The following is an 18,736-nucleotide window of genomic DNA, read 5'->3' on the forward strand; positions in this document are numbered from 1 at the left end:
ATAAAATAAGTATACAAAATGACTTTAATTGTAGGTGATGGTGAACTTATCAGGTACCATCATCTTTTTTGTTGTATAATAACACTTATTAGAAGTCGGAAGGATGTAGAAAGTTATGACGAAACCGATCGTAGCAATTGTCGGCCGTCCAAATGTCGGTAAATCGACTATATTCAACAGAATCGTAGGAGAGCGTGTCTCAATCGTGGAAGATATTCCAGGTGTAACGCGTGATCGTATATACAGTTCTGCGGATTGGCTAACACATGAATTTAATATTATTGATACAGGTGGTATCGATATCGGAGACGAACCTTTCTTAGACCAAATTCGTCATCAAGCAGAAATCGCAATGGATGAAGCTGATGTCATTATTTTAATGGTCAATGGTCGTGAAGGCGTTACGTTAGCAGATGAGCATGTAGCGAAAATTTTATATAAAACAAAGAAACCAGTTGTTTTAGCAGTGAATAAGATTGATAACCCTGATATGCGTGATATGATTTATGACTTTTATTCATTGGGCTTTGGTGATCCATTCCCTATCTCAGGTTCTCACGGTCTAGGACTTGGGGATTTACTCGATGAAGTAGCAAAGCATTTTCCAAATGAAGATGAAGAACAATATGATGAAAATGTCATTAAATTCTCATTAATCGGCCGTCCAAATGTTGGTAAGTCTTCTCTTGTAAATGCATTTTTAGGTGATGAACGCGTTATTGTAAGTGATGTAGCAGGTACGACTCGTGATGCAATTGACTCTAACTATGAATATGATGGACAAGAATATGTCATCATCGATACAGCGGGTATGCGTAAAAAAGGGAAAGTGTACGAGTCTACAGAGAAATACAGTGTTCTACGTGCACTAAGAGCTATTGAACGCTCAGACGTTGTTCTTGTCGTTTTAAATGGCGAAGAAGGTATTCAAGAGCAAGACAAGAAAATCGCTGGATACGCTCACCAAGCAGGAAAAGCGGTTATTATTGTGATGAATAAATGGGATACCGTTGAAAAAGATGAAAAAACAATGAATGAAAAAACAAAAGAAATAAGAGAACAATTTCAATTTTTAGAATATGCACCAATTGTATTTGTTTCAGCAAAAACGAAAAAACGTGTGCATTCACTTTTACCAGTTATTAATCGTGTTAGTGAAAATCATGCAATGCGTATTCAATCTAGCATATTAAATGAAGTAATCTCAGACGCAGTTGCTCGTAATCCTGCACCAACAGATAAGGGGCGCCGCTTACGTATTTACTACGTAACACAAGTAGCTATTAAACCACCAACATTTGTGGTATTTGTAAATGATCCAGAGTTGATGCATTTCTCATATGAACGCTTCTTAGAAAACCGTATACGTGAAACATTTGATTTTGAAGGTACACCAATAAAATTAATCACTCGGGCTCGTGATTAATCATAAAAGAGGCCACTGAAAAAGTAAAAAAAGCTAGATTTTTATCATAAAAATCTTGTATTGCCATCTTAGTTGAAGTGGAACTAATTCCACTTCATTCAGGTAGAAGATATAAACTATAAATAATCGTATAACTATACTTTTTCAATGGCTTAATCATTAAAGAATATGTAGTCGAAGGGGGATTTCAACATGAATCGTGTAGCTGTCTTAGGAGCAGGTTCTTGGGGAACATCTTTAGCCATTGTCTTAGCAGAGAATGGCCATAATACTTTACTTTGGTCACATCGTAAAGAGCAAGCAAATGAAATTAATATCCAACATACAAATGCAAAATATTTACCAAGTACTATTTTGCCGAATAATTTAAAGGCTACTTCAGATATTGCTGAAGCTGTAGAACATGCAGAAATTATTGTAATGGCAGTGCCGACAAAGGGTATTCGAGAAACATGCCAAAAAATGTTACAAACATTAGATAAAGAAATTTTATTTGTACATGTTTCAAAAGGGATTGAACCAAATACATTATTGCGAATTTCAGAAATTATGCGTGAAGAAATTCCTGCAAAATATATTGAAGATATCGTCGTTCTGTCAGGTCCAAGCCACGCTGAAGAAGTTGTACAACATCATCCAACGACTGTTGCAGCAGCATGTGAAAATATAGAGAGTGCTGAAAAAATTCAAGATCTTTTCATGAATCAATACTTCCGAGTATATACAAACCAAGATGTAGTCGGCGTTGAAATTGGTGGAGCATTGAAAAACGTTATTGCATTAGCAGCAGGGGCTGTTGATGGTTTAGGATTTGGCGATAATGCCAAAGCTGCACTTATTACTCGTGGATTAGCGGAAATTTCACGTCTAGGCGTGAAAATGGGTGCTAACCCTTTAACATTTGCAGGACTAGCTGGTATGGGCGATTTAATCGTTACATGTACAAGTGTCCATTCCCGTAACTGGAGAGCCGGTAATATGTTGGGAAAAGGGTTAACTCTAGATGAGATTCTAGAGCAAATGGGTATGGTTGTAGAAGGTGTTCGAACAACGAAAGCAGCACATCAACTATCAGAAAAATACGATGTTTCTATGCCTATTTCTGAAGCTTTATATAGCGTATTATTTAATGGTGAAGATCCTCATGAAAGTGTAGAAAAACTTATGCTTCGTGAGAAAAAAGAAGAATTGGATGCGACTTACGAATAAAAAATGTCACAAAATTGTACGAATATTAGAAGGGCATTCTAGAATTAGCCAATTACTATACTAGTGCTCTATTAGAAAACAAGAGGTGAGCACGAGTCATCTCTTGTTTTTTTATGTTATACTGTCATCTGTGAGAAACGATCCTCGCTGTACATATGAAAGGTGGTTGTACTGTTGACAGATTTAGTGCTACTTGCAGGCACAGGTATATCGCCAATGGATATGATGTGGATATCCTTTTATTCTATCGGCTTTTTGCTGATTGCTTCAGGGTTGATATATTTAAGCAGACAAAAAATTAATAATAGGTTTTTAAGTACAATAGTGGCATTAATCGCCTATATTTTCCTCATCATTGGATTTTTAACCATGGTGTTTGTTGTTATGACTTTTTAATCATCAAATAAATGAGGGTAGTACATGAAAAAAATTAAATTATTATTATTTTTATCCATGATTACGATGTTACTGTCAGGTTGTATGTATCCTGATAAAGAAAAAGTGGAAAATCAGGTGCCAGATGAGGCACAATTATTAATCGTTCAAAAAGCAGTTGATCAATTTAGAAAAGATACGGGTGGCTTATTACCTATCCAAAACCGTGATCAAGATGTAGATCAATATATCAAGTACCCGATAAATTTTGAAAAGTTAACACAGGGATACATTGCCAAAGCGCCGGGGAATTCATTTGAAAAAGGCGGTATTTATCAATATGTAATCTGGAATGCAGAAAGCAAGAATCCAGAAGTTAAATTAGTAGATTTACGTGGTTCTGAAATGATTCGTGAATTGAATATTAAAAAAGGTGTTAATGGATTTGTGCCAATTTCAAGACAAATCAAAGATGATGTCTATCAATTAGATTATAAAAAAATGGGTTATAAACAAGCACCAACTGTTCCAAGTCCATATTCTAATACACAATTACCTTTAGTTGTTAAAGGCAGTGGTGAAATTTGTATCGATTATTCTATTGAATTACAGAGAATTCTTGATGAAGGAAAGGTTAAAGTAAAGAAAGGTGAAGATATCCGTTTTTTACTTTCGGATAAATATCCTATTCTACCAGCCTATTCTTTGCCATATACTGTAAATGATAAAAATGAAGTAGAATTTTTAACAAAATCGGATAAGAAATAGTCGATGCCCCTGTATTGCAATTTTTTGAAGTGGAATCAACGAAGACTCCTATAAAACAAGTTTTGAATAAAGTTTTACTTTATTCTTTAAAAGCGTTTCATGTCTTGTGCATGAAACGCTTTTTTTGTGCATAGGATATAGTGCTGAAAAAAAGGGGGAAGGATTATGTCACAAGAAGTGTACGAGCAAATGGCGACACGCACAAACGGTGATATCTATATCGGTGTTGTTGGGCCGGTAAGAGTAGGAAAATCAACGTTTACTAAACGTGTAATGGATATTATGGTATTACCTAACATGCATGATGAAAAGGAACGCCAACGGGCACAAGATGAACTACCTCAAAGCTCTCCAGGACCGGTTATTATGACGACAGAGCCTAAATTTGTACCAGCTAATGGTGCACAAATTTCAATTGGTGATCAAGAAATGCCGTTTAAAATTCGATTTGCAGATTGTGTTGGCTATATAATTGATGGGGTAAAAGGCTATGAGGATGAAAATGGTCCAAAATTGGTACATACCCCTTGGCATAATGAACCAATTCCATTCGAAGAAGCAGCTAAAATTGGAACAGATAAAATTATTAGAGAGCATGCTAATATCGGTGTAGTTATGACGACAGATGGTACAGTTAATGGTATCCCAAGAGAAGCTGTTCGCAAAGCTGAAGAAGAAATTATTGAACAATTACAGGAAATTGGTAAGCCATTTGTCATTGTTGTAAATAGTAAAATGCCTGCACATAATACTGCTAAAGAATTATGTCATGAATTACATGAACGATATAATGCACCCGTTATTTCAACTTCAGTTGACCAAATGTCTCTAAATGAAGTTCGACATATTCTAGAAGAAGCACTTTATGAATTTCCAATTGCGAAACTTGAAATGGATAAACCAGATTGGTTAGATGTTTTAGAGAGCAATCACGAATTAAACAAATTAATTAATCAATCGATTGATAATTGGAAGACTTCGGTTAAAAAAATTCGAGATATTGAACGCCTGACAAAGGAACTTTTACAAGAAGATTTTATTGCTTCTGCACAAGTAAAAAGTGTTGATGCAGGAATAGGCCATGCAGTTATTAGTCTGCAACTAAAAAATGAAATCTTCAAGAAAATCTGTGAAGAATGGTTAGAAGAACCAATCCTAAGTAAGAAAGATTGGTTATTATTTATTAAAGAATCGCAACAAGCGAGAAAATCCTACCAACGATTCCATAAAGCAATTGAGGAAGCTCACAAAGAGGGATACGGTGTTACTTTGCCAACGCTGCAAGAATTTGAGCCTACTAGACCGGAAATTATTAAACAAAATAATTTCTTTGGCGTTAAAATGGAAGTTAAGGCACCATCTTATCATATTTTGCGTATTGATATGGAAGCAGAGTTTGCTCCACTCATTGGATCAGAGTTTTATAGCCAGCAATTATTAAAAGATTTAACATACGCATATTTGCATGACCGCGATAAACTATGGGATACCCAAATATTCGGTACACCATTATTTGAAGTGATGAAAGAAAGTATCGCTTATAAAACGGATGCGGTACCTAAACATGCAAAAGCAAGAATGCGTCAAACTGTTGAAAAAATGGTAAATAAAGGTGAAATCGGAATGGTAACTTTTATCTTATAAACAAAAAAATATTTAATTTTAAGGTCTATTACCTATGGGTAAATAGACCTTTTTTTGTGGAATTTAGTTTTTATTTGCTTAAAGTTGGTAAAAGGAGTATAAATATTGTTGCACAGCGAAAAGGGTTGTGATAATCTTTTTACATGATTTAGTCCAGGCCCTTTGAGAGGAGGTGAATGGTGTGAATAAAACAGAATTAGTTAACTCTGTTGCAGAAACTGCAGATCTTTCTAAAAAAGACGCTTCTAAAGCAGTTGAAGCAGTATTTGAAACTATCCAAGAAGCTCTTGCGAAGGGTGATAAAGTTCAATTAATCGGTTTTGGTAACTTCGAAGTACGTGAACGTGCGGCTCGTAAAGGTCGTAACCCACAAACAGGTAAAGAAATCGAAATTGCTGCAAGCAAAGTACCTGCTTTCAAACCAGGTAAAGCGCTTAAAGATGCTGTAAAATAATACAAGCATCTGTTTTACATAGAGTAGCCAATTAGGCTACTCTTTTTTTGTTCTGTTAGGGTGTTCACAGAATTTTGTGAAATATAGTTGTAAAGTGGAGGTAAATGTCCCCGACACTTTTTCTGAAAAAACGTCGGATAATTCCACACAGAGAAAATATTTATAACTTATTTTATGAATGTGTCGTTGGATAGAATCGATGAAATGGAAATTGATAGTGAAAAAGTAATGGGGTCGGAAAAGTAAAATAGTAGCATACCTTACATAAATCAAACATAAGAACCTAGAATAATATTTCTGAGTGAAAACACTCAAAATCGATTTCATATTTTGCGAATGCAATGCTTGTATGGTACTCTCTTTTTAGACTCTTTATAGATATAATGGGGGATTTATGTTGATTGAAAAAAACTTAGAAAAAATAGATAATTCAACTCCGAATGTAGATTTAGAAAAAATAGAAAATGCTATAACGATGATTTTAGAGGCAGTAGGTGAGAATCCACTTCGAGAAGGCCTTTTAGATACACCAAAGAGAGTAGCAAAAATGTATGCGGAAATGTTCCAAGGGTTACATGAAGATCCAAGGCAATATTTTGAAACTGTTTTTCATGAAGGGCATGATGAAGTAGTCTTAGTTAAAGATATACCATTCTTTTCGATGTGCGAACATCATTTAGTACCTTTTTACGGCAAAGCACATATTGCTTATATTCCTCAAAATGGAGTAGTAGCTGGGCTAAGTAAATTAGCGCGAACTGTTGAAACTATTTCGCATCGTCCTCAATTACAAGAACGTATAACAGCCACTATTGTAGAAACGCTAATGGAAATGCTTAATCCACAAGGGGTTTATGTGGTTGTAGAAGCAGAACATATGTGTATGACAATGCGAGGAATTAAAAAGCCTGGAGCTAAAACTGTTACATCAGTCGCAAAAGGTATTTTTGAAAATGATGAAGTAAAACGTTCGGAAATATTATCGTTCATTCAAATGTCTTAAATCTCATGCCTTTTTATGATATGATGGATGGAGAAAAGTCGAAAAAAGGAGAAACTTCAAATGTCTCAAAATGATTATATTGTAATTCGTGCAAAAGAAGATGGAGTTCATGTTATTGGCTTAACTCGAGGAAATGATACAAAATTCCACCATTCTGAAAAGTTAGACGATGGCGAAGTGATGATTGCACAATTTACTGAGCATACTTCTGCAATGAAAATTCGTGGCAAAGCAGAAATCCAAACAGCTTTCGGGGTTGTTGAAAGCGATTCAAAAAAATAAAATAAAAAATATTTGAGATAAATAGATATTGTAAAATTAGACAACAGGAAACAAACTGAATGGAGAAAAGTTTATGAATGCAACGACTATTGAAGAGCAAGTATCGCAACTAAAAAATAATATTTTCACGCAATTGCATCATAGAACGCTCCTTCAATTTACGGGTCAGCCAGTTGTTGAAGATGATCTCCTGCTATATTTATTGTTACCAAAGATAAATGGTGAACAATGGTCCGAACAGCTAGATCAATCAGCGAGTGCAGTTGCAATGATTTATGCGGCTTTACATGGGCATGAACTAATCGACGAACAAGATGCCACATCTAAAAGTCAACAGCTTACAGTACTTGCTGGAGATTATTATAGCGGTATGTATTACACAACACTTGCTGCAATTCCAGATATTCAGCTGATCCGTTCTTTATCGGGAGCAGTCGTTAAAATTAGTGAATGTAAGACTGCTATTTATGAACCGGAAAAACGTAGCCTTGAAGAATGGCTTGAAGTTCTTCGGGTTATTGAAGCAATGGCTACCCAACAATTTATGAAACGTTATCATTTTGATTGTTATATTGAGATTGCAGAACTTGGTTTGGTTCTAGCAAGATTTAATCGAGAATTAAAGCACTGGCAAGAAACACATCAAAAGACACGTTTTATGAAAATTTTGGAGCAACAAGAAGAGTATGCTAGCAAGTCGTATGAGCAAATTCTTCAACATCAAATTTCTGATCTTTCATCTAAATTAATTCGAAGTATTACATCTTCTCCAATTCTACTAGATGAAGTGAAAACAATAATGTTGCAGCATGTTAAAAGTGATATGCGTGAACATCAAACGATGAGAGAAGGTTGACATAAGTGACACCAGAATCGAAAGAAGAACGTGTACATGAAGTTTTTGAAAACATTTCCGATAGTTACGACAAGATGAATTCTGTTATTAGTTTCCAAATGCATAAAAATTGGCGCAAAGATACGATGAACCGTATGGCAGTTAAACCAGGTTCTAAAGCTCTTGATGTTTGCTGTGGAACGGCAGATTGGACAATTGCATTAGCAGAAGCTGTAGGGGAAAATGGTCAAGTAGTAGGTCTAGACTTTAGTCAAAATATGTTGAATGTCGGAATAGAAAAAACAAAATCAATGAAACAAATTAAATTAATACATGGAAATGCGATGGAATTACCATTTCCGGATAATACTTTTGACTATGTAACAATTGGTTTTGGACTACGAAATGTTCCTGATTATATACAAGTACTTCGAGAAATGCATCGTGTTGTAAAACCAGGTGGTAAAGTGGTATGCCTTGAAACTTCACAATCAGAAATTCCAGGTTATCGACAATTATTTCGTTTCTATTTTCGTTATATTATGCCGATATTCGGCAAAATCTTTGCTAAAAGCTTTAAAGAATACTCATGGTTGCAAGAATCAGCAAATGACTTTCCAGGTATGAAAAAGTTAAAGAAAATGTTTGAAGAGGCTGGTTTGCAAAGAGTAACATATAAATCTTATAGCGGTGGAGCAGCTGCTATGCATATGGGCTTTAAGAAAGAAATCTAGTGTGGGAGAAGGTTTATACGCGTGGAAAAGATGAAGTTAAAACTTCTTTATGCTGATTTACAATCAGACATAAGAATCATCGAAAAAGAATTAGAAACAGCGTTGGATTCATCTTCACACTATTTGAAAGATGCCTCTTTTCATTTGCTGAAAGCTGGTGGGAAACGTATTCGTCCAGTTTTTGTTCTGCTAGGTGCAAAATTTGGTCAATATGATATTCAACAAATGAAAAGTGTAGCGGTACCGCTAGAGTTAATCCATATGGCTTCTCTTGTACATGATGACGTAATTGATGATTCAGAACTTCGAAGAGGACGGCCAACGGTAAAATCTCAATGGAATAATCGTGTTGCTATGTATACCGGTGATTTTATCTTTGCAAAAGCTTTAGAATACATGACCAAAATCGAGAATCCAAAGGCGCATGAAATTTTATCAAAAACAATGGTTGAAATTTGCCTTGGTGAAATTATTCAAATTGAAGATAAAATGCATTTGGATCAAAATATTAGAGATTATTTCCGTCGAATTAAACGGAAAACTGCTTTATTGATTTCGTCAAGTTGCCATTTAGGTGCGGTTGCTTCTGGGGCAGAAGACGAAGTTGCAAATCATTTAAAACGGTTTGGTTATTATGTTGGAATGTCCTTCCAAATTATTGATGATATTCTTGATTTAATAGCAACAGATAAACAATTAGGTAAACCAGCTGGCAGTGACCTTATGCAAGGAAATATCACTCTACCGGTTTTGTTAGTAAAAGATAATGATGAAATTCGCCCGTTAATTGATAAGGCATTAGATGGCACCATGAAAGAAGATGAAAGACAAGCTTTCTTGAAAAAAATTCGAAAATCAGATGCTATTGAGGAATCATACCGTATTAGCAATTTATACTTACAAAAAGCCCTAAAAGAAATAGATGCATTACCAAATAATTCTGTTAAGAAATCATTAAGAGATATTGCATTATATATGGGAAAACGTAAATTTTAACAGTAAATCTTGAACATTATGTCGTTCAATGATAATATTTTCAAGTGAGGGTTTAAACCCTAGATAATCTTAAGGAGTTGTAATTTTACAATGGCTATCCAAAAAACATTTTTAATGGTAAAACCAGACGGTGTTAAACGCCAATTAGTTGGTGACATCGTAGATCGTTTCGAACGTAAAGGTTTCGTACTTAAAGGTGCTAAACTTATGACAATCTCTCAAGAACTTGCTGAAAAACACTACGCTGAACACGCAGAACGTCCATTCTTTGGTGAATTAGTAGAATTCATCACATCAGGTCCAGTATTTGCAATGGTATGGGAAGGCGAAAATGTAATCGCTACTGCACGTCTTATGATGGGCGCTACAAACCCAGCTGAATCTGCACCAGGAACTATCCGTGGTGACTATGCAACTACTGTTTCAGAAAACGTTATCCACGGTTCTGATTCTCTAGCTTCAGCAGAACGCGAAATCGGTTTATTCTTCAAAGAAGAAGAATTACACTAGTCTTATATAAGAAAACTGTTCATCTTTTTGATGAGCAGTTTTTTTTTATAGGATATTTATTTGAATCAATTTCATAAAAATACATATAAAATAGTCGAACATTTCATGATATCCAATTATTCATTGCAACACATTCGACGACGCCCCCTCGAAAATGCATTCGTATTTCTTTCATACAATGTTAATTCAGTAAGGTTCATTCATAGCCTTACGGGAAAAGCTTGAGCTGAAAGCACGAAGAAGCGTAGTAAGGGTACTGAAAAAGTGTTTAAATACGAATATTAATAGTTATTAATCTGGTTTCTGCATGATGTGGAATTAGCTTCGCTTTCCGCGGGCGAACTGACGAGCCTCCTCGCTACGCTGTGGGGTCTCGTTTAGCTCGCTTTCCCGCAGGAGTCTTCGCTAATTCCACATCAAAAAGGATAGCTATACAAGATTTTTATATTATCTTTCATAATTTTTTACTTTTTCAACGCCCTCAACGTAGTGCTACTAAGTCGAAGTGTACTGCGAGATGCAGACTTTAATGAGGAGATTCGTGGAAAGTTCCATCTGTAGCGGAACATCTAAATCTAAATATGGAAAAGTAAAATGTATTGAAATGTACCTATTCAATAACCGAAAATGGATTTATGAGTTTGATTCATTTAGATACTCTAAGATTAATGCCATATACTAATGAATAGTTATCAATTGAGCGAAAGACAGGCGACTCCTGCGGGAAGAGCAAGCGAATCAAGACCCCGCACGAACGATTTTAAGGGACAAAGCCTAAGAACGCCACGTCCTGTGGCAACGGCTTCGTGACCAACATCGTGTTGGCCCGAGGAGGCTTGATGCTTGCCCGCGGAAAGCGCCTGTCTGTAGTGGAACAACCAAACTGAATAGTGAAAAGTTAATATGTTGAAATGTTCGTATTTAAAAATCGAAAATGGATTTATAAAATTTATTCATTTTAATAATCTCTCACCTGATGTTAGTGAGAAGCAGTAGAAAAGTACTCCTACACACCTGCTGAAAAAACAACTACCTTGACCCAGATTGAGTGAAAAGGGTACAGGTTTTTGAAGACATATCCCACATTTAATAATAAACCTCAATTTCTTCTATTTATGAATGATCATCTATTCGGTATAATAGATATAGGACTAAAGAGAGGGAAGAGACTCATATGACTGATTACGAAGAATTTATTACAAATATTAAACGTAAAACGGGCATTGACTTAAGCTTATATAAAGAAGCACAAATGAAAAGACGATTGACGTCTCTTTATGAAAAAAGAGGGTTCAAAAGCTTTAGTGAATTTTTTAATGGAATTGAAAAAGATCGTGAACTTCTCAATGAATTTTTAGATCGTATGACGATTAATGTGTCGGAATTTTATCGTAATGGTAAACGCTGGGAAGTGCTGAAAGACAAAATATTTCCTAGACTTCTACAAAGTAATAAAAAACTTAAAATTTGGAGTGCGGCATGTTCTACTGGTGAAGAGCCTTATTCTTTAGCGATGGTATTATCAAATTATTTGCCTTTATCACAAATTTCGATATTGGCAACAGATTTAGATGATAATGCAATAGCAAAAGCAAAAGCGGGCGTCTATCCAGAACGTTCTTTAGCTGAAGTTCCAGCTAATATTAAATCTAAGTATTTTGATCAAGAAGGCTCGTTTTATAAAGTTAAAGATGAGATTAAGCGAACTGTAACGTTCAAAAAGCATAATCTGTTAAAGGATTCTTATGATCAAAATTATGATTTAATTGTTTGCAGAAATGTTATGATTTATTTCACAGAAGAAGCCAAAGATCAAATTTATCACAGTTTTAGTAATTCTCTCCGTACAGGTGGAGTACTATTTGTTGGAAGTACTGAGCAAATCTTTAATCCATCAAGATATTCATTTGATATAGAAGATACATTCTTTTATAAAAAAATGTGAAAACTACATAGTATCAATACAAAATATTAAAGTCGCTTTTCGAATACTAACCGAAAAGCGACTTTAATATTAATTGTACGATTATTTTAAAAATTTCCGTTAACATACTGCTTTTTTACGGTAAAATATGTTATAGTGAAAAACATATACTTTAGCGAGTTGAAGGGAGAAAGTGTTATGCGATATTTAACAGCAGGAGAATCACATGGGCCACAACTAACAACCATTATTGAAGGGTTACCCGCTCAGTTACCAATAACAGCTGAAATGATTAATAAAGAGCTAAAACGACGTCAAGGTGGTCATGGTAGAGGACGCCGTATGCAAATTGAAACAGATACAGTAGAAATTACTTCTGGTGTTCGTCATGGCAAAACATTAGGCTCTCCAGTTGCTTTAGTTGTTAAGAATGATGATTGGACACATTGGACGAAAATTATGGGAGCAGAACCTCTTCCAGAGGATGTCGATCCAGATGATATAAAAAGAAAAATTACAAGACCACGTCCTGGCCATGCTGATTTAGTTGGTGGAATGAAATATGGACATCGTGATTTACGAAACGTTCTTGAACGATCTTCAGCTAGAGAGACTACTGTACGTGTAGCTATTGGTGCGGTGGCAAAGGCATTATTAAGTGAACTAGGAATAAGAATCGTATCTCACGTTACAGAAATAGGTGGGGTTATTGCAGATAGAGAAACAACTATTGGTAAATCAGCAGACGAAATTCGTGAAATTATAGAAGTAGATTCATGTTATTGCGCTGATCCAGTAGCATCAGCAAAAATGGTAGAAGCAATTGATGCAGCGAAAAAAGCAGGTGATTCAATAGGTGGTGTTGTAGAAGTAATCGTAGAAGGCTTACCGGCTGGGATTGGCTCATACGTACAATATGACCACAAATTAGATGCTAAATTAGCTGCTGCAATGTTAAGTATCAATGCTTTTAAAGGTGTAGAATTTGGCTTAGGTTTTGAAATGGCACACTTAAAAGGTAGTGAAGTTCATGATGAAATTCTTTGGTCTGAAGAAAATGGCTATACTCGCCGCACCAATCGACTAGGTGGACTTGAAGGTGGTATGTCTACAGGGATGCCAATTGTCGTTCGTGGCGTGATGAAACCCATTCCTACATTGTATAAACCATTACAAAGTGTAGATATCGATACAAAAGAACCGTTTAAAGCAAGTGTTGAACGATCAGATAGCTGTGCTGTTCCTGCAGCATCTGTTGTTGCTGAACATGTAATTGCATTTGAAATTGCAAAAGCAATCGTTGAGCAATTCCATAGTGATCAACTATCACAACTAAAAGCACAAATTGATGCAATGAAGCAATACACGAAGGAGTTTTAAAATGAATATTCCTGTAAAAGCAAAATCACATGCTTACGAAGTTCAAATTGGAAGTGGTAACTTAACGGAAGCTTTACAGACATTTGATAACATTATTGCTAAAGCAGATCGTTTAATTGTTTTTACAGATGAACATATTTGGCAAATTCATAAAGAGAAATTTACAAATGAGTTTCCATTTCCATTTGAAATTTATGTTTTACCAGGTGGAGAAGCTTGTAAAACATTTGAAAATTACTTTGCCGCCCAATCATTTCTACTTGAACAAAAATGTACACGTAAATCATTACTTTTTGCTTTTGGTGGTGGGGCTGTTGGCGATTTAACAGGATTTGTGGCAGCGACATTTATGAGGGGTGTTCCATTTATTCAAATTCCAACGACTATTCTTGCTCATGATAGTGCGGTAGGTGGTAAAACAGCTATAAACCATCCATTAGGAAAAAATATGATTGGTGCTTTTTATCAACCAGAAGGTGTCATATTTGATATTGATTATTTGGAAAGCCTACCGGAACGAGAAGTTCGTTCAGGTATGGCAGAAGTAATCAAACATGCTTTGATTTCTGACGAAGAATGGTTAAAACTGCTGATGGATTCTTCATCAATTCTTACTTTATCGAAAGAGAAGTTAGAGAAAAATTTGGAACAAGGTGTTCGTGTCAAAGCTAATATTGTGGAACAAGATGAGGAAGAGCACTCTGTTCGGAAATACTTAAACTTTGGTCATACATATGGTCATGCAATAGAGGCAGCATCCGGCTTTGGAACGTTAGCTCATGGTGAAGCGGTCATGATAGGAATGGTGTATGCTTTGCTTCTTAGCGAACGGTATGGTCAAATCAAACATGAATTCACAAAGCAATTTTTGAAATTTGCATTACGAAATGGCTATCCATTTGAAGCAGTAGCAAAATTCAATTTTGATGAACTATTAAGTTATTTGATGAAAGATAAAAAGGCAGAATATGGTGAACTACAATTTGTATTATTACAACAAGTAGGCCAACCATTTGTACAAAAGATTACTCAAGAGGAATGTCGTGAAATGGATCTTCTTTTAAGAGAATTGTTAGAGGGGGTAGCTTATGATTAGAGGTGTTAGAGGCGCCGTTACAATTAAGCGAGATGAAGCAACGCAAGTTTTACAAGAAACAACCAAATTAATGCAGGAAATTATAGCTGCAAATCATATAGATCCAGAAAATGTTGCTTCAGTTGTAATTTCTACAACACCAGATATCGTTTCTGCATTCCCCGCAAAAGCAGTTCGTACATTACCAAATTGGAGTTATGTACCTGTAATGTGTATGCATGAAATGAATGTTCCTGGCGCATTACCACTGTGTATTCGTATATTAGTACATCTAAATACTGAAATTACTCAAAAGGATATTCAACATATTTATTTAAATGAGGCCGTTAAATTACGACCAGATTTAGTAAAATAACTGATTTAAGATAGAGGAGGTATTCTAATGAAATGGAAAGAACAAATTAATGATATGAAGGCTTACCAACCAGGTAAGTCAATAGATGAAGTAAAACAGGAGTTCGGATTAGATGAAATAGTAAAATTAGCTTCTAACGAAAATCCATTTGGCTGTTCTCCAAAGGTACATGAATTTGTTGCGAAAGAATCCATTAACTTCGCGCTATACCCAGATGGTTATGCTACTGATATGCGAGCAACGATTGCAAAACACCTTGGCGTTTCAGGAGATGAACTCATTTTCGGTAATGGATCTGATGAGTTGATTAGTATCATTACTCGAGCTTTACTGCATCCTGGTGTAAATACAGTAATGGGTAACCCAACATTTTCTCAATATGCCTTAAATGCAAGAATTGAAGGTGCTGAAATTCGTGAAGTTCCATTAAAAAATGGTAACCATGATTTGGATGCGATGCTTGAAGCCATTGACAAAAATACTGCAGTAGTGTGGGTATGTAGTCCAAATAATCCAACGGGTGTTGTAGTAGAAGATGCACCATTAAAAGCATTCTTAGATCAAGTCCCACATGATGTCTTAGTTGTATTAGATGAGGCTTATTTTGAATATGTAACGAATAACAATCATAAAGACACTATTTCCTATATTCAAGAGTACCCAAATATCATTATTTTACGTACTTTTTCAAAAGCATACGGCTTAGCAGCATTCCGAGTTGGTTATGGTATTGCCAATAAAGATTTAATTGCTAAATTGGACCCAGTTCGTGGACCATTCAATAATACTGTATTAAGCCAAGCAGTTGTCCAAGTAGCATTACAAGACCAAGCGTATATTAAAAAATGTTGTGAGGAAAATATAAAAGGCAAAAAGCAATTTGAAGCATTTTGTGATGAACACGGATTACACTACTATCCAACCGACACAAATTTTATTTTAATGGAAGTTAAGACTGACAGTAATCTTGTATTCCAAAAACTTATGGAACGTGGATTTATTATTAGAAGTGGTAATGCATTAGGAACTCCTGGCTATATTCGTGTCACAATCGGTACACAAGCACAAAACGAAGGCTTACTAGCACAATTGAAAGCAATCTTAGAAAAAGAAGGCGTCTTAGCTTGAAGCAAACAGTCCTTGTTGTAGGGCTCGGTTTAATAGGCGGTTCAATTGCCTTAGCTCTTCAAAAATCACCGAATATCCGAGTAGTTGGATATGATGCAAATGATAAAACGCTTCAAAGTGCTAAAGTGTTAGGTGTTGTGCAAGATGTCACGAAACAACCAGAGGTCGCAGTGAAAAATGTAGATATCCTAATTTTTGCGACTCCTGTAAATGCCACAATTGAGTGGATGGAGAAATTGAAAACCTGGGATATACCTAAGAATTTGATTGTTACAGATACTGGAAGTACAAAATCACTGATCATGCAAAAAGCAGTTGAATTAAAAGAGTTAGGTATTACATTTATTGGAGGGCATCCAATGGCAGGATCCCATAAAAGTGGGGTACTAGCTGCAAAGCCATATCTTTTTGAAAATGCTTATTATATGCTGACACCACATGAAGATGAGGACAACAGAAAAGTTCAGCAATTAATAGATGTACTACAATATACCAGTGCAAAACTTATGACTGTTTCTGCGGATAATCATGATCAAATGACATCTGTAGTTAGCCATTTTCCACACATTGTCGCAGCTTCTTTAGTTCATCAATTAGCTCAAGAAAGCAAGGATAATTCATTGACAAAATTGTTAGCAGCTGGTGGTTTTAGAGATATTACAAGGGTCGCATCATCAAATCCGCTATTATGGCGCGATATAACACTACAAAATCGAAAACAAATTGCAACCCAACTTGCAAATTGGCAACAAGAAATGTTGAGAGTTCAAACATTAATAGAAAAAGGGAATGTTGAACAAATTGAATCTTTTTTTGCAGATGCAAAGAACTTCAGAGATGACCTTCCAGTGACTGCACAAGGGGCTCTTTATTCGACATATGATTTGTATATTGATGTACCTGACTACCCTGGTAGTATTGCTGAAATCACAGCATATCTGGCAGATGAACGAATTAGTATTACGAATATCCGAATTGTAGAAACGCGAGAAGATGTATTTGGTATATTAGTAGTAAGTTTCCAAAATGCAGAAGACAGAGAAAAGGCGGCTGCTTGTATCGAGCGACGCAGTCCATATGAGGTATATATATCATAAAGGAGGTTGCGTATAACTTGGCAGAAGTAAGATTAAATTATAAGAAGCCTACTTTGCATGGCAATATTACAGTTCCGGGTGATAAATCTATTTCTCACCGTTCCATTATGTTCGGAAGCATAGCAGAAGGACGTACTACAGTAAGTGGCTTTTTATTAGGTGATGATTGTTTAAGTACGATTGATTGCTTTAGAAAGCTTGGTGTTGAAATCGAGTTGGATGGAACAAATGTGGAAATCAATAGTAACGGAATGGGAAATTGGAAAGAACCAATCGATGTTCTGTATACAGGAAACTCTGGTACAACTACTCGATTAATGTTGGGGCTACTTGCTGGATCTAAAATACATTCCATCCTAAACGGAGATGCTTCTATCGGAAAAAGACCTATGAAACGTGTTATTACACCACTTCGTGAAATGGGTGCACAGATTACGGGAAGAATGGATGGCCAATATACACCTTTAGCTATAAAAGGTAGTCCATTATCTGCAATTGAATACACAATGCCTGTAGCTAGCGCGCAAGTAAAATCAGCTATTTTACTTGCAGGATTACAAGCAGAAGGAAACACTATTATTCATGAAAAAGATGTTTCTAGAGATCATACCGAAAGAATGCTACGGCAATTTGGAGCTGAGGTAATTGTAGAAGATGGTACGGTATCTTATAAAGGTGGACAAACTCTACAGGCAACACATGTAGATGTACCTGGGGATATATCTTCTGCAGCATTCTTTTTGGTAGCCGGTGCAATGGCAGAAGATAGCGAAATCACTTTGCATAATGTTGGTCTTAATCCTACACGAACAGGAATCATTGATGTGTTAACTGCAATGGGCGCTAATATGGAAATCATAGTAGATAATGAGGAAGCTGCTGAACCTACAGGTACAATTATGATTAGAACATCAGATTTAGAAGGTGTACAAATAAATGGTGATTTAATTCCTCGCTTAATCGATGAAATTCCCATTATTGCTTTACTCGCTACAAAAGCGAACGGAACAACAGTTATTCGAGATGCGGCAGAACTAAAAGTAAAAGAAACGGATCGTATTACAGCAGTCGTCGATGAATTGAAAAAATTAGGTGCAAATATTGAAGCAACTGATGATGGCATGATTATTCATGGAGGTTCTGAACTTCAGGGTGCATCACTCAAAACATATGGGGATCATCGAATTGGTATGATGGGAGCAATTGCTTCATTGGTATCAAATGGTGCTGTTGAATTAGATGATCCAGATTGTATTGCAGTATCATATCCAACATTCTTTGAAGACATTCAAAAGATAATAAAATAGTAAGTTCTAAAGAAGCTCTCCTATATTAGGAGAGTTTTTCCTTGTGTATAAAGCATTCGTCATGTAGCATAATGTTAAAAGCGTAGGCGGCTAATAATAGAGGAAGATAGCCTAAGTACGTTCACTGTGTTTGAACCCTCGAGGATCTAGTCTTAGAGCTAGATAATTTAAAAGCGGAACGTACCCGTTATGTAGTATAAATAGAAGAATCAG

19 protein-coding genes are annotated in these 18,736 nt (G+C 35.7%); all 19 read left to right on the forward strand.

Going from position 1 to position 18,736, the window contains the following annotated elements; all coding sequences use genetic code 11:
- Nucleotides 1-115 precede the first annotated feature (115 nt).
- The 19 genes from der (at nucleotide 116) to aroA (ending at nucleotide 18,523) form a co-directional block, all read left to right on the forward strand.
- Nucleotides 116-1,426 carry a ribosome biogenesis GTPase Der gene (gene der / locus ABE048_RS03440; RefSeq protein ID WP_430309144.1) on the forward strand — a complete coding sequence of 437 codons (1,311 nt, stop codon included), beginning with the start codon at nucleotides 116-118 and terminating at the stop codon, nucleotides 1,424-1,426.
- Nucleotides 1,427-1,618: 192 nt separating this feature from the next.
- Entirely contained in the window at nucleotides 1,619-2,635 is a 1,017-nt protein-coding gene (locus ABE048_RS03445) for an NAD(P)H-dependent glycerol-3-phosphate dehydrogenase (protein WP_430309146.1), read from the forward strand.
- A 174-nt stretch (nucleotides 2,636-2,809) separates the two neighbouring features.
- A complete protein-coding gene (locus ABE048_RS03450) occupies nucleotides 2,810-3,031 on the forward strand; it encodes a DUF2768 domain-containing protein (protein ID WP_430309148.1) in 222 nt (73 codons plus the stop codon).
- 24 nt (nucleotides 3,032-3,055) lie between these two features.
- Nucleotides 3,056-3,778: a hypothetical protein gene (locus tag ABE048_RS03455; RefSeq protein WP_430309149.1), complete on the forward strand. Its 723-nt coding sequence runs from the start codon at nucleotides 3,056-3,058 to the stop codon at nucleotides 3,776-3,778.
- A gap of 165 nt (nucleotides 3,779-3,943) precedes the next feature.
- Nucleotides 3,944-5,422, forward strand: a complete 1,479-nt coding sequence (gene spoIVA, locus ABE048_RS03460; RefSeq protein ID WP_430309151.1) for a stage IV sporulation protein A — start codon at nucleotides 3,944-3,946, stop codon at nucleotides 5,420-5,422.
- A gap of 181 nt (nucleotides 5,423-5,603) precedes the next feature.
- Nucleotides 5,604-5,876 (forward strand): HU family DNA-binding protein, encoded by a 273-nt coding sequence (locus ABE048_RS03465; RefSeq protein ID WP_397537661.1) that lies wholly within the window; start codon nucleotides 5,604-5,606, stop codon nucleotides 5,874-5,876.
- A gap of 400 nt (nucleotides 5,877-6,276) precedes the next feature.
- Nucleotides 6,277-6,879 carry a GTP cyclohydrolase I FolE gene (gene folE / locus ABE048_RS03470; protein ID WP_430309230.1) on the forward strand — a complete coding sequence of 201 codons (603 nt, stop codon included), beginning with the start codon at nucleotides 6,277-6,279 and terminating at the stop codon, nucleotides 6,877-6,879.
- 60 nt (nucleotides 6,880-6,939) lie between these two features.
- Nucleotides 6,940-7,161 (forward strand): trp RNA-binding attenuation protein MtrB, encoded by a 222-nt coding sequence (mtrB, locus tag ABE048_RS03475; RefSeq protein WP_430309152.1) that lies wholly within the window; start codon nucleotides 6,940-6,942, stop codon nucleotides 7,159-7,161.
- Between the two features lie 73 nt (nucleotides 7,162-7,234).
- Nucleotides 7,235-8,017, forward strand: a complete 783-nt coding sequence (locus ABE048_RS03480; RefSeq protein ID WP_430309153.1) for a heptaprenyl diphosphate synthase component 1 — start codon at nucleotides 7,235-7,237, stop codon at nucleotides 8,015-8,017.
- A gap of 5 nt (nucleotides 8,018-8,022) precedes the next feature.
- Nucleotides 8,023-8,730: a demethylmenaquinone methyltransferase gene (locus tag ABE048_RS03485; protein ID WP_430309155.1), complete on the forward strand. Its 708-nt coding sequence runs from the start codon at nucleotides 8,023-8,025 to the stop codon at nucleotides 8,728-8,730.
- Between the two features lie 21 nt (nucleotides 8,731-8,751).
- Nucleotides 8,752-9,726, forward strand: coding sequence for a heptaprenyl diphosphate synthase component II (gene hepT / locus ABE048_RS03490; protein ID WP_430309156.1), 975 nt, complete (start codon nucleotides 8,752-8,754; stop codon nucleotides 9,724-9,726).
- A 90-nt stretch (nucleotides 9,727-9,816) separates the two neighbouring features.
- On the forward strand, nucleotides 9,817-10,236 hold the full coding sequence (ndk, locus tag ABE048_RS03495; RefSeq protein ID WP_430309158.1) for a nucleoside-diphosphate kinase: 420 nt from the start codon (nucleotides 9,817-9,819) through the stop codon (nucleotides 10,234-10,236).
- A 1,174-nt stretch (nucleotides 10,237-11,410) separates the two neighbouring features.
- On the forward strand, nucleotides 11,411-12,181 hold the full coding sequence (locus ABE048_RS03500) for a CheR family methyltransferase (protein WP_430309159.1): 771 nt from the start codon (nucleotides 11,411-11,413) through the stop codon (nucleotides 12,179-12,181).
- A gap of 177 nt (nucleotides 12,182-12,358) precedes the next feature.
- Nucleotides 12,359-13,540: a chorismate synthase gene (gene aroC / locus ABE048_RS03505; RefSeq protein ID WP_430309160.1), complete on the forward strand. Its 1,182-nt coding sequence runs from the start codon at nucleotides 12,359-12,361 to the stop codon at nucleotides 13,538-13,540.
- Nucleotide 13,541: 1 nt separating this feature from the next.
- A complete protein-coding gene (aroB, locus tag ABE048_RS03510; RefSeq protein WP_430309161.1) occupies nucleotides 13,542-14,636 on the forward strand; it encodes a 3-dehydroquinate synthase in 1,095 nt (364 codons plus the stop codon).
- Nucleotides 14,629-14,991, forward strand: a complete 363-nt coding sequence (gene aroH / locus ABE048_RS03515; protein WP_430309163.1) for a chorismate mutase — start codon at nucleotides 14,629-14,631, stop codon at nucleotides 14,989-14,991. The genes aroB and aroH overlap by 8 nt, the downstream gene beginning before the upstream one ends.
- Nucleotides 14,992-15,018: 27 nt before the next feature.
- Nucleotides 15,019-16,119 (forward strand): histidinol-phosphate transaminase, encoded by a 1,101-nt coding sequence (gene hisC / locus ABE048_RS03520; RefSeq protein ID WP_430309164.1) that lies wholly within the window; start codon nucleotides 15,019-15,021, stop codon nucleotides 16,117-16,119.
- Entirely contained in the window at nucleotides 16,116-17,216 is a 1,101-nt protein-coding gene (locus ABE048_RS03525; RefSeq protein WP_430309165.1) for a prephenate dehydrogenase, read from the forward strand. The genes hisC and ABE048_RS03525 overlap by 4 nt, the downstream gene beginning before the upstream one ends.
- Nucleotides 17,217-17,233: 17 nt before the next feature.
- Nucleotides 17,234-18,523 carry a 3-phosphoshikimate 1-carboxyvinyltransferase gene (aroA, locus tag ABE048_RS03530; protein WP_430309166.1) on the forward strand — a complete coding sequence of 430 codons (1,290 nt, stop codon included), beginning with the start codon at nucleotides 17,234-17,236 and terminating at the stop codon, nucleotides 18,521-18,523.
- The last annotated feature ends 213 nt before the right edge of the window (nucleotides 18,524-18,736 follow it).

It is taken from the genome of Rummeliibacillus pycnus (genome assembly GCF_050459865.1).
Lineage (GTDB): Bacteria > Bacillota > Bacilli > Bacillales_A > Planococcaceae > Rummeliibacillus > Rummeliibacillus pycnus_B.

What these genes read in the sequence shown, in the direction of transcription:
- spoIVA (WP_430309151.1), top strand. Translation starts at nt 3,944, where the DNA reads ATGTCACAAGAAGTGTACGAGCAAATGGCGACACGCACAAACGGTGAT.
- hisC (WP_430309164.1), top strand. Translation starts at nt 15,019, where the DNA reads ATGAAATGGAAAGAACAAATTAATGATATGAAGGCTTACCAACCAGGT.
- ABE048_RS03480 (WP_430309153.1), top strand. Translation starts at nt 7,235, where the DNA reads ATGAATGCAACGACTATTGAAGAGCAAGTATCGCAACTAAAAAATAAT.
- aroB (WP_430309161.1), top strand. Translation starts at nt 13,542, where the DNA reads ATGAATATTCCTGTAAAAGCAAAATCACATGCTTACGAAGTTCAAATT.
- ndk (WP_430309158.1), top strand. Translation starts at nt 9,817, where the DNA reads ATGGCTATCCAAAAAACATTTTTAATGGTAAAACCAGACGGTGTTAAA.
- mtrB (WP_430309152.1), top strand. Translation starts at nt 6,940, where the DNA reads ATGTCTCAAAATGATTATATTGTAATTCGTGCAAAAGAAGATGGAGTT.
- aroH (WP_430309163.1), top strand. Translation starts at nt 14,629, where the DNA reads ATGATTAGAGGTGTTAGAGGCGCCGTTACAATTAAGCGAGATGAAGCA.
- ABE048_RS03445 (WP_430309146.1), top strand. Translation starts at nt 1,619, where the DNA reads ATGAATCGTGTAGCTGTCTTAGGAGCAGGTTCTTGGGGAACATCTTTA.
- aroC (WP_430309160.1), top strand. Translation starts at nt 12,359, where the DNA reads ATGCGATATTTAACAGCAGGAGAATCACATGGGCCACAACTAACAACC.
- ABE048_RS03455 (WP_430309149.1), top strand. Translation starts at nt 3,056, where the DNA reads ATGAAAAAAATTAAATTATTATTATTTTTATCCATGATTACGATGTTA.
- der (WP_430309144.1), top strand. Translation starts at nt 116, where the DNA reads ATGACGAAACCGATCGTAGCAATTGTCGGCCGTCCAAATGTCGGTAAA.
- ABE048_RS03500 (WP_430309159.1), top strand. Translation starts at nt 11,411, where the DNA reads ATGACTGATTACGAAGAATTTATTACAAATATTAAACGTAAAACGGGC.